The sequence below is a fragment of the Demequina sp. TMPB413 genome (assembly GCF_020447105.2).
GTDB lineage: Bacteria > Actinomycetota > Actinomycetes > Actinomycetales > Demequinaceae > Demequina.
Map to the genome: position 1 here is coordinate 2163667 of NZ_CP096184.1, position 26064 is coordinate 2189730.

Annotated in this window: 22 protein-coding genes; 8 read left to right on the top strand and 14 right to left on the bottom strand. The window is 65.5% G+C overall.

Annotation, left to right across the window (positions count from 1 at the left end; all coding sequences use genetic code 11):
- Positions 1-7: 7 nt before the first annotated feature.
- From LGT36_RS10315 to mmsA, 3 genes are read right to left on the bottom strand one after another with little or no spacing between them, the layout of a single operon-like run.
- Complete coding sequence (locus LGT36_RS10315; protein WP_226095064.1) at positions 8-1129, bottom strand: sugar-binding protein; 1122 nt, start codon at positions 1127-1129, stop codon at positions 8-10.
- Entirely contained in the window at positions 1129-2487 is a 1359-nt protein-coding gene (gene mmsB, locus LGT36_RS10320) for a multiple monosaccharide ABC transporter permease (protein ID WP_226095060.1), read from the bottom strand. Before mmsB ends, LGT36_RS10315 begins: the two co-directional genes overlap by 1 nt.
- 31 nt (positions 2488-2518) lie before the next feature.
- The gene (mmsA, locus tag LGT36_RS10325; protein WP_226095059.1) at positions 2519-4036 is read right to left on the bottom strand and encodes a multiple monosaccharide ABC transporter ATP-binding protein; all 1518 of its coding nucleotides are present in this window, start codon (positions 4034-4036) and stop codon (positions 2519-2521) included.
- 357 nt (positions 4037-4393) lie between these two features.
- Between mmsA and LGT36_RS10330 the strand changes: the two genes are divergently transcribed.
- The 3 genes from LGT36_RS10330 to LGT36_RS10340 are packed head-to-tail and all read left to right on the top strand — an operon-like array spanning position 4394 to position 7624.
- Positions 4394-5566: an ROK family transcriptional regulator gene (locus LGT36_RS10330; protein ID WP_226264485.1), complete on the top strand. Its 1173-nt coding sequence runs from the start codon at positions 4394-4396 to the stop codon at positions 5564-5566.
- A 38-nt stretch (positions 5567-5604) separates the two neighbouring features.
- Complete coding sequence (locus tag LGT36_RS10335; RefSeq protein ID WP_226095136.1) at positions 5605-6348, top strand: ATP-binding cassette domain-containing protein; 744 nt, start codon at positions 5605-5607, stop codon at positions 6346-6348.
- A gap of 34 nt (positions 6349-6382) precedes the next feature.
- The gene (locus tag LGT36_RS10340; protein ID WP_226095135.1) at positions 6383-7624 is read left to right on the top strand and encodes an O-succinylhomoserine sulfhydrylase; all 1242 of its coding nucleotides are present in this window, start codon (positions 6383-6385) and stop codon (positions 7622-7624) included.
- Positions 7625-7680: 56 nt separating this feature from the next.
- Here the strand turns inward: LGT36_RS10340 and LGT36_RS10345 are convergent, their stop codons facing one another.
- From LGT36_RS10345 to LGT36_RS10355, 3 genes are all read right to left on the bottom strand, one after another.
- Entirely contained in the window at positions 7681-9990 is a 2310-nt protein-coding gene (locus tag LGT36_RS10345) for a cation-translocating P-type ATPase (RefSeq protein ID WP_226095134.1), read from the bottom strand.
- 73 nt (positions 9991-10063) lie between these two features.
- A complete protein-coding gene (locus tag LGT36_RS10350) occupies positions 10064-10300 on the bottom strand; it encodes a heavy metal-associated domain-containing protein (protein WP_226095133.1) in 237 nt (78 codons plus the stop codon).
- 120 nt (positions 10301-10420) lie between these two features.
- On the bottom strand, positions 10421-10879 hold the full coding sequence (locus LGT36_RS10355) for a MerR family transcriptional regulator (RefSeq protein WP_226264374.1): 459 nt from the start codon (positions 10877-10879) through the stop codon (positions 10421-10423).
- Between the two features lie 123 nt (positions 10880-11002).
- On the opposite strand from LGT36_RS10355, the gene LGT36_RS10360 reads away from it, so the two are divergent.
- Positions 11003-11704: an aspartate/glutamate racemase family protein gene (locus LGT36_RS10360; RefSeq protein ID WP_226097111.1), complete on the top strand. Its 702-nt coding sequence runs from the start codon at positions 11003-11005 to the stop codon at positions 11702-11704.
- A gap of 195 nt (positions 11705-11899) precedes the next feature.
- Positions 11900-14089 (top strand): phosphotransferase, encoded by a 2190-nt coding sequence (locus LGT36_RS10365; RefSeq protein WP_226097112.1) that lies wholly within the window; start codon positions 11900-11902, stop codon positions 14087-14089.
- Here the strand turns inward: LGT36_RS10365 and LGT36_RS10370 are convergent.
- A complete protein-coding gene (locus tag LGT36_RS10370) occupies positions 14078-15094 on the bottom strand; it encodes a GNAT family N-acetyltransferase (protein ID WP_226097113.1) in 1017 nt (338 codons plus the stop codon). The genes LGT36_RS10365 and LGT36_RS10370 overlap by 12 nt on opposite strands.
- A 101-nt stretch (positions 15095-15195) precedes the next feature.
- Between LGT36_RS10370 and LGT36_RS10375 the strand changes: the two genes are divergently transcribed.
- A complete protein-coding gene (locus LGT36_RS10375) occupies positions 15196-16221 on the top strand; it encodes an LLM class flavin-dependent oxidoreductase (RefSeq protein WP_226097114.1) in 1026 nt (341 codons plus the stop codon).
- Between the two features lie 148 nt (positions 16222-16369).
- On the opposite strand, the gene LGT36_RS10380 is transcribed toward LGT36_RS10375, so the two are convergent.
- The 4 genes from LGT36_RS10380 to purS all read right to left on the bottom strand — a co-directional run bounded on the left by LGT36_RS10380 (position 16370) and on the right by purS (position 21224).
- Positions 16370-18769, bottom strand: coding sequence for a S8 family peptidase (locus LGT36_RS10380; protein ID WP_226097115.1), 2400 nt, complete (start codon positions 18767-18769; stop codon positions 16370-16372).
- Between the two features lie 162 nt (positions 18770-18931).
- On the bottom strand, positions 18932-19930 hold the full coding sequence (locus LGT36_RS10385) for an ATP-binding protein (protein ID WP_226097116.1): 999 nt from the start codon (positions 19928-19930) through the stop codon (positions 18932-18934).
- Positions 19931-20202: 272 nt separating this feature from the next.
- On the bottom strand, positions 20203-20907 hold the full coding sequence (gene purQ / locus LGT36_RS10390; protein ID WP_226097117.1) for a phosphoribosylformylglycinamidine synthase subunit PurQ: 705 nt from the start codon (positions 20905-20907) through the stop codon (positions 20203-20205).
- The gene (gene purS / locus LGT36_RS10395; RefSeq protein WP_226097118.1) at positions 20904-21224 is read right to left on the bottom strand and encodes a phosphoribosylformylglycinamidine synthase subunit PurS; all 321 of its coding nucleotides are present in this window, start codon (positions 21222-21224) and stop codon (positions 20904-20906) included. The genes purQ and purS overlap by 4 nt, the downstream gene beginning before the upstream one ends.
- Before the next feature lie 93 nt (positions 21225-21317).
- Between purS and LGT36_RS10400 the strand changes: the two genes are divergently transcribed.
- The gene (locus LGT36_RS10400; RefSeq protein ID WP_226097119.1) at positions 21318-22829 is read left to right on the top strand and encodes a diguanylate cyclase; all 1512 of its coding nucleotides are present in this window, start codon (positions 21318-21320) and stop codon (positions 22827-22829) included.
- 28 nt (positions 22830-22857) lie between these two features.
- Here the strand turns inward: LGT36_RS10400 and LGT36_RS10405 are convergent, their stop codons facing one another.
- Positions 22858-23340 carry a hypothetical protein gene (locus LGT36_RS10405; RefSeq protein ID WP_226097120.1) on the bottom strand — a complete coding sequence of 161 codons (483 nt, stop codon included), beginning with the start codon at positions 23338-23340 and terminating at the stop codon, positions 22858-22860.
- Between the two features lie 103 nt (positions 23341-23443).
- On the opposite strand from LGT36_RS10405, the gene LGT36_RS10410 reads away from it, so the two are divergent.
- Positions 23444-24154 (top strand): trimeric intracellular cation channel family protein, encoded by a 711-nt coding sequence (locus LGT36_RS10410; protein WP_226097121.1) that lies wholly within the window; start codon positions 23444-23446, stop codon positions 24152-24154.
- Here the strand turns inward: LGT36_RS10410 and LGT36_RS10415 are convergent.
- Together LGT36_RS10415 and LGT36_RS10420 are read right to left on the bottom strand one after the other, a co-directional pair.
- Positions 24151-25122 (bottom strand): TrmB family transcriptional regulator, encoded by a 972-nt coding sequence (locus LGT36_RS10415; RefSeq protein WP_226097122.1) that lies wholly within the window; start codon positions 25120-25122, stop codon positions 24151-24153. The genes LGT36_RS10410 and LGT36_RS10415 overlap by 4 nt on opposite strands.
- A 61-nt stretch (positions 25123-25183) precedes the next feature.
- Positions 25184-26062 carry a phosphoribosylaminoimidazolesuccinocarboxamide synthase gene (locus LGT36_RS10420; RefSeq protein WP_226097141.1) on the bottom strand — a complete coding sequence of 293 codons (879 nt, stop codon included), beginning with the start codon at positions 26060-26062 and terminating at the stop codon, positions 25184-25186.
- Positions 26063-26064 lie beyond the last annotated feature (2 nt).

The window sequence follows — 26064 nt, forward strand, 5'->3', positions numbered from 1 at the left end:
TTGCTACTTAGCCCTCGGTGAGGGGGCCAAGCGTCGAGTCGTTCGCATAGACCTCGGCAGCGTTCGCCTGGGTCACGATCTTCGGCTCCAGCAGGTACGCGGGCACAATCTTCACGCCGTTGTCGTACTGCTCGGTGTCGTTGATCGGGATCTCGCCACAGTTCTGGAGCTCAACGATCGACGCGATCGTCTGAGCAACCAAGTCGCGGGTGTCCTTGTAGATCGTCGAGTACTGCTCGCCTGCGACGATCGACTTGACCGATTCCACTTCGGAGTCCTGGCCAGTGATGACAGGAGTGTCCTTGCCTGCCTGTGCGACCGCAACGAGCGCAGCACGTGCCAGGGTGTCGTTTGGCGACAGGATGCCGTCGAGGGCGACATCGCCCGCATAGAAGCCCGAGAGGACCGTGTCCATGCGCTTCTGCGCGTTCTCGGCCTTCCAGCCCTGCGTGGCAACCTGCTCGAACGTGGTCTGTCCGGAGACGACGGTAAGCGTGCCGTCTTCGATCTTCGGCTCCAGAATGCTCATGGCGCCCTCAAAGAACGGCATGGCGTTCGCGTCGTCAGAAGAACCGGCGATGAGCTCGATGTTGTACGGTCCGTCGCCCTGACGCTCGGCGAGACCTTCCAGCAGCGCCGTGCCCTGGAGGACGCCCACCTGGTAGTTGTCGAAAGCGATGTACGCGTCGACGGCTTCAGTGTTCTTCACCAGACGGTCGTAAGCAATGACGGTGGCGCCGGTTGCCTTGGCTGCCTCGAGTTGGGTACCCAGCTGCGAGCCGTCAATAGCGCCGACGACGATGACCTTTGCGCCGGCCTCGACCATTGCGTCAATCTGGTTCTGCTGCTCGGTGACACCGCTGTTGCCGAACTGCACGATCGGCTCAAAACCCGCTTCTGCCAAGCCGTCGTTGAAGAGCTGCTCCGCAAGGACCCAGTTCTCGGAGGTCTTTTGCGGGAGGGAGACGCCAATGGTGGCGCCCTCAGGAATGCACAGTTCGGTGCCGGAGGCCGTCGATCCGGTGGTCGGTTCGTCGGCCGCGGTCTCTCCGCGGTCTGAGGAGCAAGCGGTGAGCGCGAGGGTGCTCGCCGCCGCGAGGGCGATGAGCCCTGGAAGGGTCTTGCGCATTACGTCCTACCTTCTTTGTCTTGTGCATCCGCCGTTGGATGCGCTACTTGGACAGCGGCGGTCGCTGGCTTTGCACCCGCGCCTGCCGCTGCTTCGGTCCGCAGTCCGACGGTGGCAGGCGTCCCAGCCTCGCCGTCCACGGAATCTTGGAGCGCGGGCCTGCTCCTGAAGAGGTGCCCAATGATCGATGGGCGGCCCTGCTGCTTGTTGTAGACGTCGAAGGCAACCGCGAGGAGCAACACCAGGCCCTTGATGATCTGGGTGCGGTCCGAGCCGACACCCATGAGTTGAAGCCCGTTGTTGAGCGTCGCCATTACCAGGCCACCGATAATTGATCCGGTGACGGTGCCGATACCTCCGGAGACGGCCGCTCCACCGATGAACACGGCCGCAATCGCGTCAAGCTCCCACATGTTGCCGTCGAATGGGCCCGACGCGGTCGAGCGGCCGATGAACACCATTCCCGCGACGGCCGCCAGAATTGACATGTTCATCATCACGAAGAAGTACGTGCGCTTCGTGGAGACTCCAGAGAGCGATGCCGCCACACGGTTGCCGCCAACGGCGAAGATGTGGCGGCCAATCACGGTGCGCTGCGTGAGCACGTGATACAGGATCACGAGCCCCACCAGAAGAAGCCCAGGAACCGGGAAAGACGTGCCCACGCGGCCCGAGCCGAAAAGGTACGTGATGTAGGCGATGACAAGGATTAGCAGGCCAGCGCGCGTTCCAGCGATCGCGTAGCTCTGGGGTTGCGCACCGATGCGGATGGCCTTCTTGCGCGCCTTCAACTCGTGCCACACCACATACGCCGCCGCGAGGATGCCCAGCAATAGCGTCGAGTTGTTGAGCCCGGTGTTGGGCCCCCATTCACCCAGGTAGCCAGCACCGATGAACTGGAACTCGTCCGGCACTGGCACCGAGTTTGACTTGCCGATGTACTGGTTCACGCCTCGGAAAAGCATCATGCCTGCGAGCGTCGTAATGAACCCTGGTATCCCTACGTACGCGACCCACCAGCCCTGCCAGGCTCCGATCGCGGCCCCCACGCCGAGCCCGAGCAGCATCCCCATCCACCACGGAATGCCCCAGTCGCGGATGGCCATCGCAACGATGATGCCCGTCACCGCGGCGACGGATCCGACGGACAGGTCAATGTGACCAACCACGATCACCATCACCATGCCGATGGCGAGGATGAGCACGTAGGAGTTGCCATTGATCAGGTTCACCATGTTGGTGGGGGTCAGGACCTTGCCATTGGTCATCACCTGAAAGAACAAGAGCAGCGCTACGAGCGCGCCCAGCATCGTGAATTGGCGAACGTCTCCGCCAAACAGGCTTTTAAAGGAGTTCATCGTTGATATTCCTTCTGTGTGTCGAGGCCGGTCAGGCAGCGCTTGCGGTGGTGGTTGTCATGAGGCGCATCAATCGTTCTTGGTTGGCGTCTGCGTGGTCGACCACGCCGGAGATGCGGCCTTCGCACACTGTGTAGATGCGATCGCAGAGTCCGATGACTTCGGGAAGCTCTGACGAGATGACCACGACGCCCTTGCCCGCGTTCGCGAGGCGCTGGATCAATCCGTAGATCTCGTACTTGGCTCCCACGTCGATTCCACGCGTGGGCTCGTCGAGAATGAGGAGCTCCGGCTCGGTGAACATCCACTTGCCCAGCACGACTTTCTGCTGGTTGCCACCCGAGAGCTTGTTCACGCCTTCATTCACGCTGGGAGTCTTGATGCGCAACGACGTGCGGTACTCCTCCGCGGCGATGAGTTCGGCCTCTTCGTCGATCATCGATAGACGGCTGATCTTGTGCAGGCCCGCCGCGACGATCGTCTTGCGAATGGTGTCGAGCAGGTTCATGCCCAGGGTCTTGCGATCCTCGGGAACGTAAGCAATGCCGTGCGCGATCGCGGACTGCACAGTGGGAATGGACACGGCCTTGCCATCGATAAAGATCTGGCCTGATCGGTAGATGCCGTAAGAGCGACCGAAGACGGAACGCGCCAACTCGGTGCGCCCGGCGCCCATGACACCAGCGAAGCCCACGATCTCGCCTCTGCGCACAAAGAAGTCGGAGCCCTTGCACACCAAACGCCCAGACACCTGCGGGTCCTCAACCGTCCATCCGCTGACCTCGAAGAACTTCTCGCCAATGTTCGGGATGTGTGCCGGGAAGCGCGACTCAAGCGAACGGCCGACCATGCCTCGAATGATGCGATCTTCGTCGAGCGGCTCGTTCTCGACATGCAGGGTCTCGACGGTCACGCCGTCTCTGATGATGGTGACCGCGTCCGCGATCTCCGCGATCTCGTTGAGCTTGTGGCTGATCATGATCGAGGTCAGCCCGCGTTGCTTCAGGCCGCGCAACAGATCAAGCAGGTTGGCGGAGTCCTCCTCGTTCAGCGCCGACGTGGGCTCGTCGAGGATGAGCAGCCTGACGTCCTTTGACAGTGCCTTGGCGATCTCCACCAGCTGCTGTTGTCCCACGCCGAGCGCCTTGATGGGCGTGTTGGGATCGACCGAGAGTCCCACCCTGGCGAGCAGTTCAAGCGTGCGGATGTGCGCCTCGTCCCAGTCGATGAGACCTGTGCGTACCACTTCATTGCCGAGGAAGATGTTCTCGGTGACGGACAGTTCTGGAATCAGCGCGAGCTCTTGGTGGATGATCACGATCCCTGCGTGCTCGGACGCCTTGAGGTCGCGGAACTCGACGTGCTTGCCTTCGAGGACGATCTGCCCCTGAAACGTGCCGTGAGGGTAGACACCGGAGAGCACCTTCATGAGCGTCGACTTGCCGGCGCCGTTCTCCCCACAGATGGCGTGGATGTCGCCGCGCCTCACGGAGATGGACACATCGTCTAGAGCCTTGACACCGGGAAACTCCATGGTGATAGAGCGCATCTCAAGTGTCACGTGGTGTGTCGCCACATCGTCTCCCAACGCTTCGTCGAGCTCGGAGTAATAGTTCAGGGTCTTGTACCGGTTCAGACGCTATTGCCGTCGCCTGTTGGCGTCAAGTCTCGAACCCAGGCGTAACCATTTCGTTACGAACCGCGAAGGGAGCAGAGCACATCGTGCGAGACTCAAGGACGCCTTCCGCCTCGTGGGGCGAGGGTTACGCGCCGACCTCTTCGTCCAGGCGGCCAAGTCCGAACGTTGACGTCGCGCCTCAAACTCAAGCCCCAGCCCGCCGTCTCATGGATTCGCTTTCCAAATTCAGCACTAGTCGGCGTCGGCGTCGCCGGGTACTCTCATCGTGTGGCGGGACACGTGCTGTCGTCAGGGTCGCAGTCGGCACTGCGCGAGGCGAATAGCGCCCGCCTGCTGGCGGCCGTGCGACGATTCGGCGGAATCACTCAAGTGGAGCTCGCAGAGGCCACTGGTTTGTCCCCCGCAACCGTCTCCACCATCGTCAAGCAACTCCTTGCCGCTGGCATCGTCGAGACTCGCACCACCACCCGCAGCGGCAGGCGCGCACAGTTCGTCACGCTCGCTCACAAGTCGGGCCTGCTCATCGGAGCGCACATCGGGAGCCGCGCCTTGAGGTTGGCCGTCGCCGATTCTCGCTTCGAGATCCTCGCCAACCGGACGCTCCCGCTCCCGTCAGACCATCGTCTCGACACCACGCTCGACCGCACCGCTCTGCTCGCGATGGAGCTAGTGGACGGGCTTGGCTCCACGACGTCGGAGATCCTCGGCGTCGGCATCGGCCTGCCAGCACCTGTCGACCCTGAGCGCGGCATGATCCTCGATGAGGGCCTCATGAAGGGCTGGGCCGACGTGCCCATCGCGGACGTAGTGAGCGCGCGCATCGCCGCACCCGTCGCCGTCGACAACGACGCCAACCTGAGCGCACTTGGCGAGACGCGCTTCGGCGCGGCCAAAGGGTTCCGCGATGTGTTGTACGTCTGGGCGTCTTACGGCACTGGCGCCGGACTCATCATTGGCGGAGAGGTCCACCGTGGTGCGCGAGGCAACGCGGGCGAGATTGGGCACACCCTCGTCGACCCGCAGGGGCCCATCTGCAAGTGCGGGAGCCGTGGTTGCCTGGACACTCTGGTGGGCGCGCAAGCGCTCATCGATTCGCTTCGCATCAGCCGCGGGCCGATGTCGCTGCACGACCTCGTGGAGCTCGCCTCCTCAGGAGACCCCGGATGCAGGCAGGTCGTCGCCGACGCCGGTGCCGCGATCGGTGTCGCGGCGGCAAACCTTGCGGTCGCCTTCGATCCTGAAGTCGTCGTCGTCGGAGGGGACCTGGCTCAGGCGGACGCCATTCTGCTCGACCCCATCCGCGCCGCGATGAATCGCCGCGTTCTCATCTCCAGAACAGAGCCGCTCGAAGTACGCCAAGGCGAGCTCGGCACGCTCGCACCAGTTCACGGGGCGCTTGCTCGGGCCGCGGATCTGTCGCACGTCCCCGGTGGTCGATGATGACCGCCGGGAGGCCACAGTCAAGACGGGACATCACCATGAACGCACCGCCGCTGCTGCGTATGAACAAGATCTCCAAGTCCTTCGGGGCCGTCCAAGCCCTCGTCGATGTCGACTTCGAAGTCAAGCACCATGAGATCGTCGCGCTCGTGGGCGACAACGCGGCGGGCAAGTCGACGCTTGCGCGAGTCATTGCGGGCGTTTACGAGCCCGATCGCGGCACCATCCGCATCAATGGAGAAGCGGTCACCCTGCCTCGCACAGCCGTCGCCCAAGCCAAAGGGATCGCCACCGTGTTCCAAGGGTTGGCGCTTGCGGAGAACCTGGACGTCACCGCGAACATCTTCTTGGGACGCGAGATTCGGGAACACGGTCTGCTCGCGGAAGAACTCATGGAGACCCTCGCCCGCGACTACCTTGAGCGCCTCAATGCGCGAATCCCCTCGCCCCGCACGCCCGTGTCAAACCTGTCGGCTGGGCAGCGCCAATGCGTCGCCATCGCGAGGACCCTCGTGGGAGATCCTCAACTCATCGTGCTTGACGAGCCCACCGCGTCGCTTTCTGTTGCTCAGACGGCCGAAGTCCTCACACACATTCAGAGCCTGCGGAGCCTTGGGCTAGGGGTCGTATTCATCAGTCACAACCTCACGGACGTCCGTGCCGTCGCCGACCGCATCGACGTCTTGAGGCATGGCAGGCTCAATGGCTCCTTCACCGCGCCCCACGACGCTTACGAGGAGATCATCGCCGCCATCACGGGCGCCACCACCGTGCGCATATGAGGTGAGGGCCAAGCGTCGGCACTACCCTGTGGGCATGACAGACGACGCGTCCCCCGCCGTTCCCTCCCCGCCAACCACTCTTCGTCCCGACACCCTCGCCGTGCGCGGCGGGCTGCATCGGACCGCCTTCGACGAGATGTCGGAGCCGCTGTTTCTCACGCAGGGCTACATCTACCCCAATGCCGCGAACGCTGAGGCCGCGTTTGCAGGCGAGATCGAGCGCTACCAGTACAGCCGGTACGGCAACCCGACCGTGACGACGTTTGAGGAGCGGTTGGCGCTCATCGAAGGTGCTGATGCCTGCTTCGCTACTGCCACCGGAATGGCGGCGGTGTTCGTCTCCCTCGCCTCGATCCTTCGCCAGGGTTCACGCCTTGTCGCAGCACGTGCCTTGTTCGGCTCTTCCCTTGCGGTCTTCAACGAGTACTTCGCCGAGTGGGGTATCCAGGTCGACTACGTCGACGCCCACGTAAATGCCGATTGGGAGCGCGCGCTCGCCACCCCTGCCGATGCCATCTACGTGGAGTCCCCCACCAACCCGATGCAAGACGTGGTTGACATCCCGTTCGTGGCCGCGCTCGCCAAGAAGGCCGGGGCACTGTTCATCGTGGACAACGTGTTCGCCACGCCCGTCGGCCAGAAGCCCCTCGAGTTGGGCGCCGACGCCGTGGTGTACTCAGCGACCAAGCACATCGACGGCCAGGGCAGGGTGCTTGGCGGTGCAGTGCTCGGTTCGAGCGAGTACATCAACGGCCCTGTGCGCACGATGGTGCGCACGATTGGCTCGACGATGAGCCCCTTCGCGGCCTGGGTGCTCGCCAAGTCGCTCGAGACCCTATCGATCCGCGTCAAGGCGATGGCGGCGTCGGCCGTGGACCTGGCCGCGTGGCTTGACGCCCATCCCCAGGTCGCGGTCACGCGCTATCCCCTGCTGCCCTCGCATCCTCAGTACGAGCGCGCTGCGTCACAGATGACGCTCGGCGGCACGCTCGTCACGATCGACATCGCGCTACCCGAGGACGTCGACCCTCACGGCGATGAGGCCAAGGCCGCAGCGTTCCGCTTCATGGACGCGCTGCAGGTGATCGACATTTCGAACAACCTTGGCGACGCCAAGTCGATCGCGACGCACCCTGCGACTACTACTCACCGCAAGCTCGGCGTCGAGGGGCGCGCGGCCGTCGGCATGAGCGCTGCGACGGTGCGCCTCAGCATCGGACTTGAGGATGTCGAGGACCTGCGCGAAGACCTGGCACGCGCGCTCGAGGCCGTCTAGGCGCCCTCGTCACCTGCTCACCGAACCCGCACTGCTAGCGGGCCCGCACGGCCCGGTTACGCGCGCGCTCGGAAGCGGCGCAGTCGCAGCGAATTGCCGACGACGAACAGACTTGACGCGCCCATCGCACCAGCGGCGATCATCGGGTTGAGCAGCCCCGCGGCCGCCAACGGGATCGCGACGACGTTGTAGGCGAAGGCCCAGAACAGGTTGCCGCGGATGGTGCCGAGAGTCTTGCGGGCCAGGCGGATCGCATCGGCGACGCCTCGCAAGTCGCCCGTCACCAAGGTGAGGTCGGAGGCCTCACGGGCGACGTCGGCGCCGGTGCCAATCGCGATGCCGACGTCCGCCTGGACGAGGGCGGGCGAGTCGTTGACCCCGTCGCCCACCATGACCACGCGGCGGCCGCCCTTCTGCAGGCCCACCACCACCTCTGACTTGTCACCTGGTAGCACCTCCGCGATGACGCTGTCGATACCCAGTTCGGCGCCGACGGCGCGGGCGGCGCGCTCGTTGTCACCGGTGAGCAGCACGACGTCGAGACCGAGAGCCTTCAGGCCGTCGATCGCCTCGCGGGACGTGGCCTTGACCGTGTCTCGTACGGCGATCGCTCCCTCAGCGGCGAGCGCCGAGCGCGTCGGCACAGCGTCGGCCGCACCGCCAAGGAGGCCGCCGGAAAGGGGCGCTGCTCTGCCGACAAAGACGACGGTGGCTCCGGATTCCTCCTGGGCATCTGCCCAGGAGGCGAGAGCGGCTGGCAGGACGTCGAAGAGCCTGCGCGAGCCCACCGTGACGTCCGTCATCGCGTCCTCGGCAGCGTCGGCGCCAGGAAGTTCGAGGCCGCGCACGGTTGCCGTGACACCTCGCCCTGGCGAGGACCTGAAACCCTTGATGAGCAGCTTGCGCTCGTGGGCGTCGGCGATGGCCTTGGCGATGGGGTGTTCCGAGCGGGCTTCCACGGAAGCCGCGGCGTCAAACAGCCGGGCCGCCTGATCAGCATCGAGGTCAGGAGCGTGCTCGGCGAGCAGGGCCATCCGACCCTCCGTGACGGTGCCGGTCTTGTCGAGCACCACGGTGTGCAGCTCGCGCGTGTCTTCAAGAACCTGGGGGCCGCGGATCAGCACGCCCATCTGCGCCCCTCTGCCCACGCCGACCATGATGGCAAGCGGGGTGGCAAGGCCAAGCGCGCAGGGGCACGAGATGATGAGCACTGCGACCGCCGCGGTGAATGCTTGGTCGACGTCTCCCGTCGCGAGTAGCCAGCCGACGAGCGTGCTCACCGACAGCACCATGACGATGGGGACGAAGACGGAGGCGATGCGGTCGGCGAGCCGTTGAATGCGGGCCTTGCCTGTCTGCGCCTCGTCCACCATCCGGGCGATCTGCGCAAGCATCGTCTCCGCACCAACCCTGGTGGCCTCAACGGTGAGCGAGCCGTCGGCCGCGACCGTGCCGCCCACCACCTCGGTGCCGGGGCGCGCGGCGACGGGCGCGGACTCCCCCGTGATGAGCGACGCATCGACCGCGGCCTCGCCCTCGACCACCAGGCCGTCCGTGGCGATCGTCTCGCCCGGGCGCACGATGAAGCGCATGCCGAGCCCTAAGTCGTCGCGGCTGATGACGGTGCCGTCTTCCAGGGTCGCGGTCGAGCTCTGGCGGGCGCTGAGGGCACGGATCGCGTCTCCGGCATGCGCCGTCGAGCGGACTTCGAGCCACTTACCCAACACGATGAGGGAGACGATCACGGCTGCCGTCTCGAAGTAGACGTGCCCTGTGCCCCGCAGGAGAACCACCATCGACCAGGTCCACGCCGCGACCGAGCCGACGGTCACGAGCGTGTCCATCGTCGTGGCGCGGTGGCGTGCGGACATCACGGTCGAGCGGTGGAACTGCCAACCGCTGTAGAACACCACAGGGGTCGCGAGCGCGGCCATCACCCATTCCCAGCCAGCGAACTGCCACGCGGGCACCATCGAGAGCAGGACCGTGGGAATCGTGAGAACCGCGCCGACGATGAAGCGGCGGCGGTAGTCGGCGATGCGCGCGGCATCGGCGCTGCGGTGAGCGGCGTGTTCGTCGGCCAGCGACATGACGTCGGCGCCGGGCTGGGCGGTCTCGCCCTTTGCCGGAGTGAGCACCTGATAGCCGAGGCCCGCGATCGCGGCCCTCATCATGTCCTCGAGCTCTGCGGGGTCGATCGTGCCGTCCACGTTGACCGTGGCGCGGCGGGTGGCCACGTTGACGTCCGCACCCTCGACTCCTGGAAGTACCGCGAGGCCGCGCTGAATCGTGGAGGCGCAACCGGCACACGTCATGCCGCCAACGGCGAGATTGATCGTGTGCGACTCGGCATCGGTGGCGGTCATGGTTGCTCCAGTACAGGTCTGCGTCGGTGAGGTACTTCTGGGTGTCGCTGAGCGAGGGCCGCGGCCCTTGGCACTAGGAGACCACGCGGTAGCCGGCGTCGTGCACGGCGCCGTCAATGGCGAATTCGAGTGAGCCCCGGTCCACTGATCCGTCGGGGTGGACGGCGACGCGTCCACTCGCCACATCGATGTCGACGTCAACGACGCCGTCGGTGGCTGTCAGTGCCGAACGGACCTTGCTGGCGCAGCCTTCGCATGTCATTCCCTCGACGGTGACGTCGATGCTGGGGATCTCATGGGCAGTGGTCATGGCGAAGTGTTCCTCTCTGCGTGCCGGCACCGTGAACCGGGGCGTGGAACCCACGCTAAACCTTCCCCTGGACTGGAAGGTCAAGTCGGACTCGGGAGCGCGACGTCCGCGTCACGCGCGCTAAGCGAGCGGGAGCAATCGTTGGTGAGAGGCAGGCCTCGGCCGCAAGCCTTCTTGCGCAGCCGTGGCGCCGATGACCTGGCAGCGAGCAGGGTCGTTGCACGATGACGGATCCAGGGCTTCGGCCCGCTCCGCCATGGCGCGCAGCTCATTGCGCGTGGCCAGCAACCGGTCGATCTGCGCGTCAACGTCGGCGAGATGGCGGGAAAGGATCTCCGTGGTGTGGCTGCACGTGGACTCGCCGGCAGCCTTCATGCCGAGAATCTCTCCAGCCTCGGCAAGGGTGAGTCCGGCCGCTTGGGCGTCGCGAACAGAACGCAGGCGCTCGACGGCATAATCTCCGTATTTCCGGTAGCCGTTCGCATGCCGATCAGGCTCGTGCATGAGACCGATCTGCTCGTAGTAGCGGATGGTCTTGGTGGTGAGGCCCGTCTGGTGAGCCAGTTCGCCGATGCGCATGGCTCCATGGTACGCGAACCTTCCAGTTGGATGGAAGGCTGCGGGCTTGCGAGCCAGGGGCACGGCCCGCCCGGTGCCACTCGAAACCGCGCAGGCACCTGCAGCCCCGCCTAGCCTGGAGGCATGCGCACCTCACCTCGCAAGATCGGTCTGCTCGGCGGCATCACGTGGCACTCGACGCTCGAGTATGAGCGGCTCATCCACGAGGGAGTCGCCGAGGCACTGCCAGGCCAGACGGCTGACCTTCTGATCCGCCACTACAACTTCGGCGACATCGCCGAGACTCAGGCGGCTGGCGACTGGGACGCGCTCGGTGCCCTGTTCGCGGCCGACGCCCAGTGGCTCGTCGCGGGAGGCGCAGAGGCCATCCTCATTTGCGCCAACACGATGCACATCGTCGCCCCGGCAGTCGAGGACGCGGTCGACGTGCCAGTGATCCACATGATCGACGAGACTGCGAAGGCGATTACTGCAGCCGGACTCGACACCGTCGCTCTCTTGGGCACCGGTTTCACCATGCGGATGCCGTTCTATCGAGACCGGATGGCGCGCCACGGAGTCACCACCGTCGTGCCCGACGAGCCCGACCTCCAGGCGATCCACGACCTCGTCTACACCGAACTCGCGCGCGGCCTCGTGACCCCTGCGGGCCGCGAACTCGCGCGCCGAGTCACATCAGAGACCCTCGCACGCGGAGCCCAGGGCGTGATCGCCGGCTGCACCGAGATACCCATGGTGCTGACTGCGGAGGACGTTGACGTTCCCTACTTCGATGCCCTCGCCCTTCACGCCAAGGCTGCTGTCGACTTCTCGCTCGCGGGCTAGAATGCCCCGAATGGGCTGGTAGCGGCAAAACCGGGGCAATTCGCTCATCTCGCCCGCGAGCCCTTTCCAGCGGGAGCCACCCGGTCTATCGTGAATCTCGAGCACACGAGGTAAGGGGGTCTCGGAGTGACATTGCCGACGCGCGTTGTCCCCCCGTCTCAGGTCGCGATTCCTGATTGGTGCCAGCGAGACCGGATGGCCGCAAGCCACCTGGTCGCCCATGACGCCCTGCGTCGCGGCCCCGATGAGCGCGCCCAGATGCTACGCCGCATCGGCGTGAGCAAAATCATCTGGGACTGGCGAGACGAACATCTGGCCGCATTCGAGACCGAACTCGACGCCCTGCGCAGACACCACGTCGACCTCGCCGGAGTCTGGACCCCGCTGCCCATGCCAGCCTACGAAGAGCCCGACTACGCCAGCCGCTTCGGCGTCGTCCCTGGCGCCATCAAGACCCTCATCACCGAGGCGGCGCGCCGCGGGCACTCGCCGGATCTGTGGACCCAGATCGGTTTCGGCCAACCTGGTGCTCCCGCCGTCATGTCGCCCGAGGTTCACGCGGCCGAGGTGAGCCGCGCAGCCGATCATCTCTCTGGCCTTGCGCGGCTCGCGCGCGGCCATGGAATGTGCGTGGTGCTCACCAATCACGGCGGGTGGGCTGGCGAGCCGCGCACCCTGGTCGATGTGGTGAAGGAGCTCGCGCGCCGCGGCCTTGGCAACGTGGGCATTGGCCTGAGGCTCCAGCACGCGCACCACCTGATCGCCGACCTCGACCACCACCTCAAGGTCATGAACGAACACCTCGTGGCCGTCATGCTGAGCGGCGCCGACGCGGGGGCTGAGTTGACGGGCCGCGTCATCTTGCCTTTTGGCGCGGGCAGCAGAGATCGCTGGGTCACTCACGCCTTGCTCGAGTCGGGTTGGCGTGGGCAACTCGCCATCCACGCCGTCGGTCAAGACGACTCGGAGGCCAGGCTGTTGGACAGCCTTGACGGTTGGGAGTGGTCGGTCGACCGCTTCCTGAGGCATCCCAGGCCACGGCCGACGCCGCGGATTCTCGAGCCGACGTGGCCACCTCGCGAGGACTGGGCTGGCAGGGCAGTGGCCGCCGCGAGAAGAGACCATGCGGTCGGCGCTCTGGCAGGGGTCCCGGCACCGGCGGCGGCCGCCCGAGCCATGAGCCAGCTTCCTGCCGTAGCGCACGCGGCCCCCGCGGCAGCCGCTCCTGACGCACCCGTGCAAACGCCACGGGTGCCGACTCCATATGGCCAGCAGGCACCTCCTCGCCAACCCGCACGGACGGCTTCGGCCGCCGCGTACTTTCACCCACCGGCGGCGACACGCCAGGACGTGGCACCACCCGCCCCGGCCTCCCGGCCGACGCCACCCACACCGTCATCGTCACCCGTCCAGGCCGACCGTCCGACCTCGCCCGCACTTCCGCCATCCCGCGCCACCGCGCCAACACCGCCCGCGCCAATGCCGCACCGTTCTGCGCGGTCCCTTCCTCCCGCGCCCACGTCCCCTCCTATCCCCCCTTCTCGCATCGACCTTGGCCCCACGCGCCGCCAGCGCCGCGCCGCTCGCGAAGAGCACGAGCGCACCGCTCGCGAGGCAACGAAGGCCGACCGCCGCGCCCAGCGCGAGGCGGCACGCCTGCCAGAGCGCATCGGGCATCGGGACGTGCGCATGATCGCTCCCGATCCGTACACGGGCGCGATTCACGCGCTGCTGCTTCACCTCGAAGAGTCAGGGTTCACGGGCGCGCCGCGCTCTTTCGGTTGGGACGACAGGGGCCGGCACCTCGTCGAGTTCGTACCAGGAATGAGGGCGGATCACCCGCACGCCCCAGAGGACGCGCTGAACCCCGCGCGCATCGGCCGCTTCATGCGCGCCATGCACGATGCCCTTGAAAGCTTCGAACCGCCCGACTACGCGCTGTGGTTCGATGGCCTTCCCCCGCCAGGTGGCGACCTGATCGTCCATCACGACATCGCGCCCTCGAACATTGTGGTGCGCGGGGACGGCAGGCTCGTGGCGATCGACTGGGATGCGGCTGGGCCAGGCACCCGCTTGTGGGACGTGGCCTACGCGGCACACGCTTTCGCTCCGCTGTACCAAGCTGACGCCGATATCGCCGAGGCCTCCAGGCGGTTGCGCGGGCTCGTCGACGGCTATGGCCTTGACGACGCCGAGCGCCTGGCGTTGGTCCCGCTGCTGGCCATGCGCTCGAAGCGCATGTACGACTACCTGGACAAGATGCGTGCCACGGGCGTGTCTCCTTGGACGGACCTGTGGGAGCGCGGCATCGGCACCGTGTGGCAGGCGGACGCCCAGTGGATCAGGGACCACTCCGACGTCTGGGAGCGCGCGCTACTGAGCTAGCGTCTCGGTTCCGGGAATCCACCAGCCCGCGGCGTCGAGAACCTGCCTCGCCACGTCCTCACGCGTTGTCGCGTCGGTCGTGACAACGGCGTCGTCGAGGTCGAGGCCTTCCAAAATCTCGTCGAGCTCGCGGGAGCGGTGCAGGCCAAACTCTCGCCACTTGCCCTCCGGCTCCCGCGCCGTGATGCGTTCAGCGCGCGTCTCCTCCGTCGCCGCCACCCTCACCACCGAGACCTGCGCAGGGCCTGCGGGGCTCGCGAAGACGCGCGCATAGCGCTCGCGATCGTCGGGGTCCTCCACCACCCTGGCGACGACCACGCAGCCGTAACCGCGCGCTCGATAGATGGGCGCGATCGCGGCGAGAGCGAGCATGAGCAGATGCTGCTGGTAGGGGTCGTTCGACGGCTCGGGTGTGGCTTGGCAGAGGGCGTCGGCATCGATGAAGGCGACTCGCACCCCTGCCTCACCCAATACGTCCCTGATCGCCGACGCCGTTGCCGTCTTTCCCGCCCCCATCGCACCGTTGACCACCAATAGTCGGGTGGGTATCGCCTTCGCCATGCAGATCGATCGCGCGTCCTCCGCGTAGGTGCCGTAGGACGGGATGCGGGTGTAGCCAATGCCTTGATACAACGCAACAGCTTCAGGCTGGGCTTGGCCAGTCTCGAGCACGAGGCGCGTGGCGCCGACGCGGAAGGCCGCGCGCTCGATCGCGCCCATCATGACCCGCGCGTAGCCGTTCCCGCGATGCTCCGGCCGCACGAAGAGCCTCTTGATCTCGACGGTGCCGGGCCGATCAGGGTGGTAGACCGACCAGCGAACCACGGCGGTGCCAACGGGCTCATCGTCTTCGGTGAGTGCGAGCAGTGACAGGACCAGCCCGTCGGGCCTGATCGGAAACTGGACTTCCGGCCCCCCGTAGCGCTCCTCCAGCTCAGCCGACAACTCCTGCCACAGTGCGACCGCTCGCGGGTCATCGACGCGCACGGACCGGACCGAGATCATGTGCCGAGCGTATCGTCGCGCCCACGGGAATAGTGGGTACTCCGTGCCGGTTCTTGTCACAGACGGTGACGCGTCAACGACTCATGTGGAAGGATGCGGCCGTGAAGAACATCGGCTTTCTCTCGTTCGGGTGGTACTCGAAGGCGCCCGGGTCGAAGGTGCGCACGCCTGCCGATCTCATGCACGACACGATTGCGCTGGCGGAAGCGGCGGAAGACGCTGGCATGGACGGCGCGTGGATTCGCATCCACCACTACGACCAGAACATGTCCTCCCCGTTCCCGATGCTCGCTGCGATGGGAGCCCGCACCTCCCGTGTGGAACTGGGTACCGGCGTCATCAACATGCGCTACGAGAACCCGCTGTACATGGCGGAGGCCGCCGCGACGGCCGACCTCATTTCCGGCGGGCGCCTCCACCTGGGCGTCTCCCGAGGGTCACCAGAGGCGCCGCTCGACGGCCCAGGGTCTTTTGGCTACCCGTTGCCGGCTGGCAAGACGCCCGCCGAAGACGCCGCCGAACGGATCGCGCGCTTTCGGGAAGCCATCTCCGGCGTCGGCATCGCGGAGCCAGGCCCTCAGGCGCACGTGATGCGCGGGCAGTTGCTGCCGATCACTCCCCAGTCCCCCGGGCTGAGCGACCGCATCTGGTACGGAGCTGGCAATACCGAGTCCGCGCGCAGGGTAGGCGCGCTCGGCATGCACCTCATGTCTTCCACGCTGGTGCTTGAGGCGACAGGCGAGCCGCTCGGAGTGGTGCAGAACAGGCAGCTCGAGGCGTTCAGGGACTCGTGGCGCGAGGCCGGTCACGAGGGCGAGCCGCGCGTGTCGGTCTCGCGTTCGATCATGCCCATCATCGACGACGCCACGAGGACCTACTTTGGCCCCCTGCTGGAGCGCGACACGATGGGCGCCAACCGGGACCAGGTGGGCGAGATTGACAACTCGATCAGCACCTTCGGCAAGTCCTACGTGGGCGATGTGGACAAGATCGTGCGCGAACTTCGCGACGACGACGCGGTGATGTCTGCCGACACGGTGTTGGTGACCATCCCCAACCAGTTGGGCGCCGATTTCAACCGCACCACGTTCGACGCGTTCGTGGCCATCAGGGACGCGCTCGCTTAGGCGCGCCCGGCTGCACTCGCTGGCGTCATCGCACCCTCGCACAACAACTCCTCGCCGACATCCCAGACGTGCGCCCGAGCGGAGGTCCCATTCACCGATAACCCTGGGCGCTCCATGCGGTGCCACTTACCGTCTTCGATGCGGAACGTCAGCGCCCGATCACCGTTGGCACACCCGAGGCCGCAACTATCTGTTGTTGCGTCGGAGTCCACAAATCAACTTCGATCTCAGGCGACTCAATGCTGACAACTAGGGAGTAGTGCGCACCCCGGTCACTCTGATCGAGACCTTTGCGATACTTCCACCACCCTGAGACGGGGAACACCGCGATGGCTCCCTTGTCTGCGAGATCCGCAGCGTTCCCGCTCCATATATCGGTGTGGAGCGACCCAGGGCGCTGTTGTTGCTGGGAACCAAAGAGCCATCCAATCTCCGTGTCGAGCCTCATTGGGCCTGAGGCATCCTCGTCGCGCGCTAGAACGTTGTTGCGTTCAACGAACTCGTGCAAGGCGTCTTCAGGCCGCTTGACCGCAAAACGCAAACCGAACGACGGGTATGCCCAGCGTCCACTCCAGCCTCGTCTGGAGGGGTTCGGCTCGATGAAATACGACAATGTCACCCGAAGCCGCACCTGTGCTTCACCAAGGTCCCGCAACTCAGCGACCGGCCAAGGAAGCGTGTGGAGGTTCATTTCGTGCGCACGCGCGTCCTGGGCTTCAGCCTCGCGGCGGAAGGGGTGGATTTTCGCTTCAGAAATCAGAGTGAGTGCGTCTTGAGCACTGCGTAAGGCGCGCTCTGCGCTGGGTACGCCCATGCCATAGCGCCTCAGCAACTTTGCCGAATCTGCCTTGGTCGTTGCCTTCGAAAATCTGTCCCGCATCCTCTCCGTCCACTCGGCAGAGTGGACTAGGAGTGCGCGAACCGTCTCGGGCCTTAGTGCGGGATAGGCCGCCTGAATGTCCGCTGCTATCGCCGCGACCTGCGCGGAGGCGGCTGACGTGTCCCGTGTCGTCGTGAAGAAGCCCTGCCCCGGCGATTGAAGCCTTGTCGTGAGGAGTGCGAGGTTCTCAGGTGTGTCAGCTACTCCGCCGCCGGGCGGCCATGCGGCGTTCCCTCCGTCCGCGACGACCTCGGGTTTGAATGGCCAGTTTCTGGCGTCAAACGCCACTGAAGTGCGGCTAACGGCGGAGAGTTCGCCCCGCGGAGAGATCGGTACATAGCCATCAAAGATCGGATCCGCGTGCGCCATGTCGTCAGTGGCTGAGTAGGCTCCTACGGTGAGTGCATTCCATGCATGCGCAGGGTCTTCGACAGGTTCCAGATCACTTCGGTCCAGGTGATCTTCAGATGAGTTCAGTTCACGAATATTGCCCGCTGACACCACAAATAGGCGCGGTTGTGGCGTCTCGTCGCGATCGAGTACGACGACCGTCTCGCCAAGATCACCAACTGAACGCCCAAAAGTCAATGCATCAACAGCCGCCGACCAAGCGGTCGGTGCTCCTGCGAAGTCAGTCTCAGGTGCGGCCTCGGCGGTCACCGCGAGCAGGAAGACCCGCGCTCGTTGCGAAGCTTCAATCTCCGGCCGAGCAACGGCGCGAGCCGTGACCGCACCAAAAACATCTGGCGCTTGGGCGGTCTCGCCGGCCAGGATCTTCACCGACTCGAGCCGGTGCTTGAGATGGACAGGTGACGCGGTTGTGACCGCGTACTTGAGGTCGTAGTAGAGGGCGAGTCCAGCCATCTCCGTGCCATGACCTCCGGAAGGCGTGCTCGCCCACGTCGCTTTCGCCACGTGCGTATCAGCGACACTGAGAGAGCCAGCCAAGAGCGGATGACCGTGTTGTACGCCAGTGTCGAGCACACAGACAGCTGGCGCATCGTCGGCGGGCGGCACGAGGCGCGAGACCAGGTCGTCGACCCACTCCGACTGTTCGGTTGCCGTCATCGATGTCAAGAGAGCAGCGATCTCGTGTGGGCGCCGCAACTCGGCCAGTGCGTCAGCGAGTAACCGAAGGCAGCCCGACAACTGATCCACCGACGCCTTGACTAGGACCACGGAGCGCTCGGCGAAACCCAAGTAGTGGTCGCTGACGGACAGTTCGTTCTCAGCTGCGATGGCCGCGAAGCGCTGGCGCTCGGCGACACCATCGCCGTCGTGTGCGAGCCAAACCTCCCACCAGACAGTTACTGACGAGTCAAGAGGAAAGGCCTCTACTTGATCTGTCCAGAGCCCGAGTAGAGTTGCCCTCCGGACGGAGGCGATGGACTCCACCAACTTGTAGTTGTCAGCGTGTCTCTTATGGAGCGTTTGCAGGTACTTCTCGATCTTGCGCAGGAAATACTGTCTCTTCCCGTCAGGAATGAACACTGTAGCGATCTGCACAACGTCGCCGTGTGCGTTGCTCTCTGAACGCACGGCTCGAAGCTCCGGTTGGTCGCCGGCGCCGCGGTTGTCGAAGCTGCCTAGCGCAAGCTCAAGGCCCGGCATCGACTCGAACGACACGAGAATGCCCCGGCTCTGTTCATCGCCTTCTGCGGGTGTCACAACGCGTCCGATTTCGCCAGCCAGCAGTCGGCCGTGCTGGGCGCGATCGCCTGAGAAAGAAGCGGGTTCGCTCCCACCTCCAGTACTAGCGCGGCGGAATGGCTCAGGAACTGGCGGCGTGGGGATTACGAGATGGACCCGGTCGCGCGTCGTCATCCGGAACTAGGCCATCTCGCCTTGAACTGAGTTCGCCCGTGGACGGCTCCTCATGGCCGAGACCAGTTCGCCAGTCGAGATAGTGGTGCGCCCGCCAAGCACACAGCGCTTCGCCGCATTCTCGGCAGCCATTGAGATCTCTGCGTGGCTCAGGCCCCTCGCGGCATCGATAACCTTGGTCCAACTCACGCGACTAGTGCCAAATGTCGCCAGACGGTTGCGAACCACGGCACGAATCGCGTCATCTCCCGGCAACTCGAAATCCATGACCACGTCAAATCGCCGGTAGAGCGCGCCGTCGAGTAGCCGCGGGTGGTTCGTGGCCGCGACAACGACACTCTCCGATGAGTCCTCCTCGAGGAACTGAAGAAACGAGTTCAACACTCGCCGAATCTCGCCAACGTCGTTGGATGCGGCGCGATTCCCAGCAAGCGCGTCCACCTCATCGAACAGATACACCCCGCGCGTTTCGGCCAGTGCGTCGAAGACCAGGCGGAGTTTCGCCGCAGTCTCCCCCATGAACTTTGTGATGAGCGTGTCGAGTCGAATCGCAAAGAGCGGCATGCCAAGTTCACCCGCGATCACTCGGGCAGTTGAAGTCTTGCCCGTTCCTGGAGGACCGACCAATAAGAGTCGGCGCACGGGCCGCAGCCCGTGCCTGGTAAGCACCTCCGAGCGTCTTTGCTCAAGGAGTACGTGCGCGATTCGCTCCGCCAACGGTTCGGAGAGCACGAGGTCTGCCAACTTGTCTTCTGGGTACGCCACCGTGAGCAGTGACGAAAGTTCGCCTCGCGGCTGCGCCAGTGGGACGACCGCCGCGATTCGGGAAGAAGGCGATGAACGCTTCTGGAGACTATCGACCAGGTCCCGGAGTTCGCGCGCGAATTTGTCTTGACCTGAGCGAGCCGCCTTTGCGGCGACCTGAATCGCGATTGAGTAGAACTGGGAGTCGTCGCCGCTGGCGTGACTGTTCACCAGCGCTTTCACCTGGTCGTTGGTTGCCACCTTCGAGCCTCCCTCCACTTCGTGCCTTGCGCCAGCACCTGTGGACCGCAGAACGAGTCTATCGGCATGCCGCAAAGACCGACGGCACCGCGCAGAGGTGCTCATCCCCTGTCATCCTGGTTGGGCTGACCCAGTTGGCAGTCCAGGCGACAAGGCTCGTTCGCCCGATTTGCGAGACCGCTTTAGACTCGCTCCCGTCGCCCGGCGCGTCGCGTGCCCTCGCGGTCAGACGTGTGCATCACCCCGACCAACGCCAGCCGCGAGCGCGGGCTCTACGCCCGCGCCATCAGTCCCTTGATGGCCGACGTGAAGAACGCGATACCGTCCGTGCCGGTGCGGCCACCCTCAACTGAGTCGGGGCCAAAGCCAGGCTCCACCGCGTGCTCGGGGTGCGGCATGAGACCCACGACGTTGCCGCGTGCGTTGGTGATGCCTGCGATGTCGCGGCGCGAACCGTTGGGGTTCCAGCCCACGTAGCGGAACGCCACGCGGCCCTCGCCCTCAAGCTCGTCGAGTGTGTGCTCGTCGGCCACGTACTGGCCGTCTTGGTTCTTGAGCGGGATCACGATCTCTTCGCCCTCGCGGTACTCGGTGGTCCAGGCCGTCTCCGCGTTCTCGACACGCAAAGTCTGGTCGCGGCACACGAAGTGCAAGTGCTCGTTCTTGATCATCGAGCCCGGCAGCAGGTGCACCTCGGTGAGCACCTGGAATCCGTTGCAGATGCCGAGCACGGGCATGCCGCCATTCGCCGCGTCCACGATCGTGTCCATAATGGGCGCGAAGCGCGCGATCGCACCTGCTCGCAGGTAGTCGCCGTAGCTGAAGCCACCGGGAAGCACCACGGCGTCGACGCCCTGGAGGTCAGCGTCGGCGTGGAACAGTGAGACCGGCTCCGCGCCTGCAAGACGGACGGCGCGCAGGGCGTCACGGTCGTCGAGGGAGCCCGGAAAGGTGACGACGCCGATGCGAGCGGTCACGCCAGCAGGTCCTTCTGTCCGTTTGGCGTCTCTGAAGACTTCGCGTGACCGCACCCGCAATTGCCGCCGCACTCCTTTTGCTTGACGGAGACCACGTCTTCGATCACGGGGTTGCTGAGCAACGTCTCTGCAGCGTGCTGGACCTTGGCGAGCACCTCGTCCGTGATCTCGCCGTGCACCTTCAGCTCAAAGCGCTTGCCCTGTCGCACCTCACGAAAACCCTCGATGCCAAGGCGCGCGAGCGCGGCGCCGATAGCCTTCCCCTGAGGATCGAGGATTTCGGGCTTGGGCATGACGTCCACAATGATCTTCGGCATGGATGCAGTCTAGCGGCGCAGGTGCTCATGATTTCCTGCCGCAGGCCGATGGACATCGTGTGGGGACACAACTGGGAAGGGCGTTCTGTGGGCATGGCACGACGAGTCGCCGATGGCCTTCGTCGCTACTCGCGACCCTTCAGTAGGTGGGCCGGCAGAAACCGCAACGCGGAGACTGGCGCATTTGCCTCGGCGCTTCGGCTACTCCACGGGCTCGCACTGGTGTCCTTGCTGGCGGCATTACCCAACTTGATCGAAAAGGGCGTAGAGGAGTCGGTCTTTGGCCCGCTCGGCTTCGCGATTCTGCTCGTCTCGTGGTCGGTGCACCGCCCTAGGCGAACGATGGTCACCGCGGTGGACGCGGTGGAAGCCGTCGCCATCCTCATGGTCTCCCTCGGCATGGAGCGGACCTGGCAGGCGATCGTCATCGTGCTAGCCACGCTCTGGTATCGGTCCCTCGGCGGGTCCGCGTGGTCGGTCGTTGCTCGCATCGCGCTTTACACGTCGGGCGTGGCTGTCGAGTCAGCCATCACGGAAGGCGGCGTGAGTTGGGAAGACGCTGCCGTCGCCTTCGGCTCGCTCCCGTTCTGGGTGGGCACCGCAGTAGTCGCCCGACGCATGGGCCTGATGTTGCTCGAACACGACAAGGTGTCAGCGATCGGCGCTGTCGAGGCAAAGCTCAGCGCCATCGTCGTGGCCGACCCCGACTCGGCCCCACTCGCGGAACTGGCCTCCGACTCGTGGCACGAACTATGCGACGTGGTGCCCGGATTGCGGATCGTGCGCCTGGAGCTTCGCGACGGCTCCCTCCACGCCGTCGAGTACGCGGGCCGCTGGGAGCGCACGCCAACGGTGGAACTGAAACTCGACGAGCGCGAGGTAAGCCGTTGGGATCTACTCCCCTCCATCCGGGCGGGAAATCTGCCTCACCTGGACGAAGCGGCCGGGGAACTCTGCCGGTGGGGATTGGGCCCTCAACTTGATCCCGAAGGGCTGAGGCGCGTGCTCGTCGGCATCCCACAGCACGTCAGCCCGCGGCTTGTCACAGCGGCGACCGGAGCGCTCGAGCGGACAGAGCTCATGCAACAACACGCGCGGGACCACGTCCTCTTGGGTGTTCAGGCCCACACTGATGAACTCACGGGGCTCGACAACAGGCTGGGCTTCTTCGCCACGTTGGCCATCCTGGAGGGCAAGGGCCAACCGATGTGCCTGGTCTTCGTTGATCTCGATGACTTCAAGGACGTGAACGACAAGTACGGGCACGCTGTCGGGGACGAGGTGCTTCGCGAAGTCGCCCAGCGTCTTCGGGACATCGGCCCGACTGCAGCCTCGGTGGCGCGCTTGGGCGGCGACGAGTTCGGCGTGCTGTTTGAAGGCGCGGGGCTCGCCGTGGGTTCGCAAGCCGGCGAACGGGCAGAGTCAGCGCTCGCGCAACCTCTGGTGACCTCGGCTGGTCCTGTGCGGATGGGAATGAGTTGGGGGGTCGCCACCGTGGAGGACGGCAATACGTCCAACCTGTTGGCTCGCGCCGATAGCGAGATGTACCGGCAGAAGCGCTCGCATCGGGCCATGGCCGGGCGCGATCGCCGCTCCACCGCCTAGGGATCAGCGAACCTGAGGGGCCCGCTGATCAGCACACCCAGTTGTAGGTGAGTTTGGTGTTGGTCAGCCACGTGTCAAGGTCGCCTGAGTCGGAGGTCCAGTAGGCGAAGCCACCCTCGTACACGGTGAGAGTGCCCACCGCATCGCCGGGACCAGGCGCGATCACCATCGGCACGCGAGCGATGGCCACGCCGTGGCCCGAACCGCCGCCGCCCCAACCGGCCGTCGCGGCCGCAGCGTCGGCGCCCGCGGACGGGAAGCCGTCTGTATCCGCCGGAGTGAACGGGAACCACATTTCGCCTTCGTGAGCGAGGGTCTCGTTGCCGCACGCGGGATAGAACTCGACGTTGTCGTAGGTCGCGATCACGTCTCCAGGCGTTCCAAGGTCGATCTCGACGCCCGGCTCAGGCAGCGGCTCAGGCGACCCTCCTGACGAAGCGCAACCACCGAGACCGACGATGAGTCCCGCCGCAAAAGCGACCGCGGCGGCCACCACCCTGAAGCTCTTCATATCAGTAGGACGTACAGGACGCCGTGAACGTTGGGTCGGAACGCTCTGGTCTACCCTGGTGTGCCGCAATTCTCGCGGCGGGCAACACCGGACGGAGACTGAGATGCACCACTTGGCGTTGGGCGCTGCGACGGCTCCTGACCTGCTGAACTCGGCTCTCGACACGCTGCGCGTCGTGCTCGAGTACGTGGGCACCGTCGCCTTCGCGATCTCCGGCGCCGTTGCCGCAAGCCGCCGACGCATGGACCTGGTGGGCGCGGTCGTGCTCGCTTGCCTCGTCGCCGTGGGAGGAGGAACCGCGCGCGACCTGCTGCTCGACCGGCCAGTGTTCTGGATGGAGAACCCCACACTCGTGCTCGTCGCGGTCGCCACCGCCTTGGTGATCGCTTCTCTCTACCGCCGGCGTTCGATGGACGCCTTGGCGAGGCATCGCATCGTCGAGGGCTCCGATGCCGCTGGCATGGCCATCTTTGTGGTGATCGGCACGAGCATCTCGCTCGAACTCGGCGTGAACCCCGTGGCGGCGGTCATCGTCGGCGTTGTCAACGGAGTCGGCGGCGGGGTGCTGCGCGACCTCTTCGCGGCCCAAGTGCCCGAGGTGTTTTGGAATGGCCAGCTCTACGCGACGGCGGCCCTCGCCGGAGCCGCGCTCTACGCGGCCCTTCACGCCGCTCACGCCGCCGTGCAGGTCACTTTCTGGCTGCCGTTGCTCGTCATCGTGGCGCTCAGGGTCCTCTCGCTCACGCTCGGTTGGGGAGTGCCCACCGTGGCCGTGGTGAAGAAGCGCGAGCGCCAAACAGAGGACCACGCCTAGGCCGGTTGCGCTCCCGCGGTGTGTCGTTCCTGATCGCGAGCCCAGACGCTGCCGAGCGCGAACTGTCCGGAGACGCCGTAGTGCCTCATGGCGGCCTCAACCCGGCGTCGGCCGGTCCTTGAGGTAAGACCGAGCGAACGCGAAGCGCTCTCCATGGTCTGTCCAGCGCTCATGAGGCTCAGCATCGAGTCCCATGGCGCCTCGGACTCGCCCACAGGTGACGACTCATTCCACAGGTGGTCAAAGACCCAGCGCATCACGTGGGCGAGGGCGGGCGACTTGAGCGTCATCACCGCGGTGGGCGCGGGATCGCCCCACACGAGCGGGATCATCACCAAGTCATCGCCCGTGATCCAGAAGTAGCTGGGAGGATCGGGGTGCAAGCGAATTTGAGTGCCGGCCTCCTTCTCGTTTTGCAGGTGACCGGCGGTGTGAATGTGCGCCACTGGCATCAGCACCCTGATGTCGACGTCGCGCTCTTGGCGCGCGGCCCAAAAGGTCTTCTCGTGTTCGATGTTCGCGGCGGCAAGAATCGCGGTATCCGGCATGCACACCCAGACCTTGGACGGCACGGTGGGGGTCGAGTGCTTGCGCCACACCTCCGCGAGTGCCCACGGTCCGCGCACCACGTCAGCCGTGAGGACGTCGTCCCCGTCCTCGCTGTGATCGTGAATGAGGGCGGGCAGATTGGCGAGAAGACCCTGAGCCTCGTTGACGACCTGGTCGAGGTGAACGGACGTCTGCTCAAGCACGCCTCTCAAGTACTCCGACACCGTTGCGGCCGGACTGCGGTAGGTAATGACGTCACCCTCGACGCGGAGCAGACCGCGATCCTCGAGGGTCTCCAGCGCGGCCGCGACCTCGTCTCGTGGAAGTTCCGAAGCCTCTGCCAGGGCTTCCGTCGACGCCGCCCTGGTCTTGAGCGCGAGCACGAGCGTGGCCATGGGATCCGTTGTCGCTGACATCACGGCCCTTCGTTAGGGGTGCAGCACCACGATCGAAAGGGCCCTGCAGGCGAATGGAGTTGAGCTATCCCGCAACCAACCTGTCGTACGCCTCAAGGTAGCGCTGCCTCGTCCTGTCGACCACCTCGTCGGGAAGGGCGGGTGGAGGGCTGTCGCCGTGGCGGTCCCAGCCCGACGCTGGCGACGTCAACCAATCGCGCACAAATTGCTTGTCGAAGCTCGGCTGCGCGTGGCCAGGTTCCCACTCGTCCATAGGCCAGAAGCGGCTCGAGTCGGGAGTGAGTACCTCGTCCGCGAGCACGATCTCGCCCGTGGCGGATCGCCCAAACTCGAACTTGGTGTCGGCCAGAATGATGCCCTTGCCGGCAGCGATCTCGTGAGCACGGGTGTAGGCGGCGAGCGTCAACTCGCGCAATGCCTCCGCGTCCTCCCCGCCGATGCGAGCCGCCACGGCGTCAAATGACACGTTCTCGTCATGCTCGCCCACGTCGGCCTTGGTCGCCGGAGTGAAGATGGGGGCCGGCAGGCGCGACCCGTCGACGAGGCCGTCGGGAAGCTCGACGCCGCAGACCGAGCCGGAAGCCTTGTACTCGACCAGCCCTGAGCCCGTGAGGTAGCCGCGGGCGACGCACTCCACGGGAAACATGTCGAGCCGTTCGCAGATCATGGCGCGGCCGGCGACTTCGGCAGGCACCTCGGCCTCGACCGTGTGGTCTGGCACCAGGTCGCGCAGGCGATCGAACCACCACAGCGTGAGCGCCGTGAGCACCGCACCCTTGCCAGGGATCTCGGTGGGGAGCACCCAGTCGTAGGCGCTGATGCGGTCGGAGGCGACCACCAGCATGACGTCGCCGCGCGGGTGCGGATCGACCGGCTCGTAGAGGTCACGCACCTTGCCGGTGTAGACGTGGCGCCAGCCCTCGATCGCTGGGGCGACGGGCATTG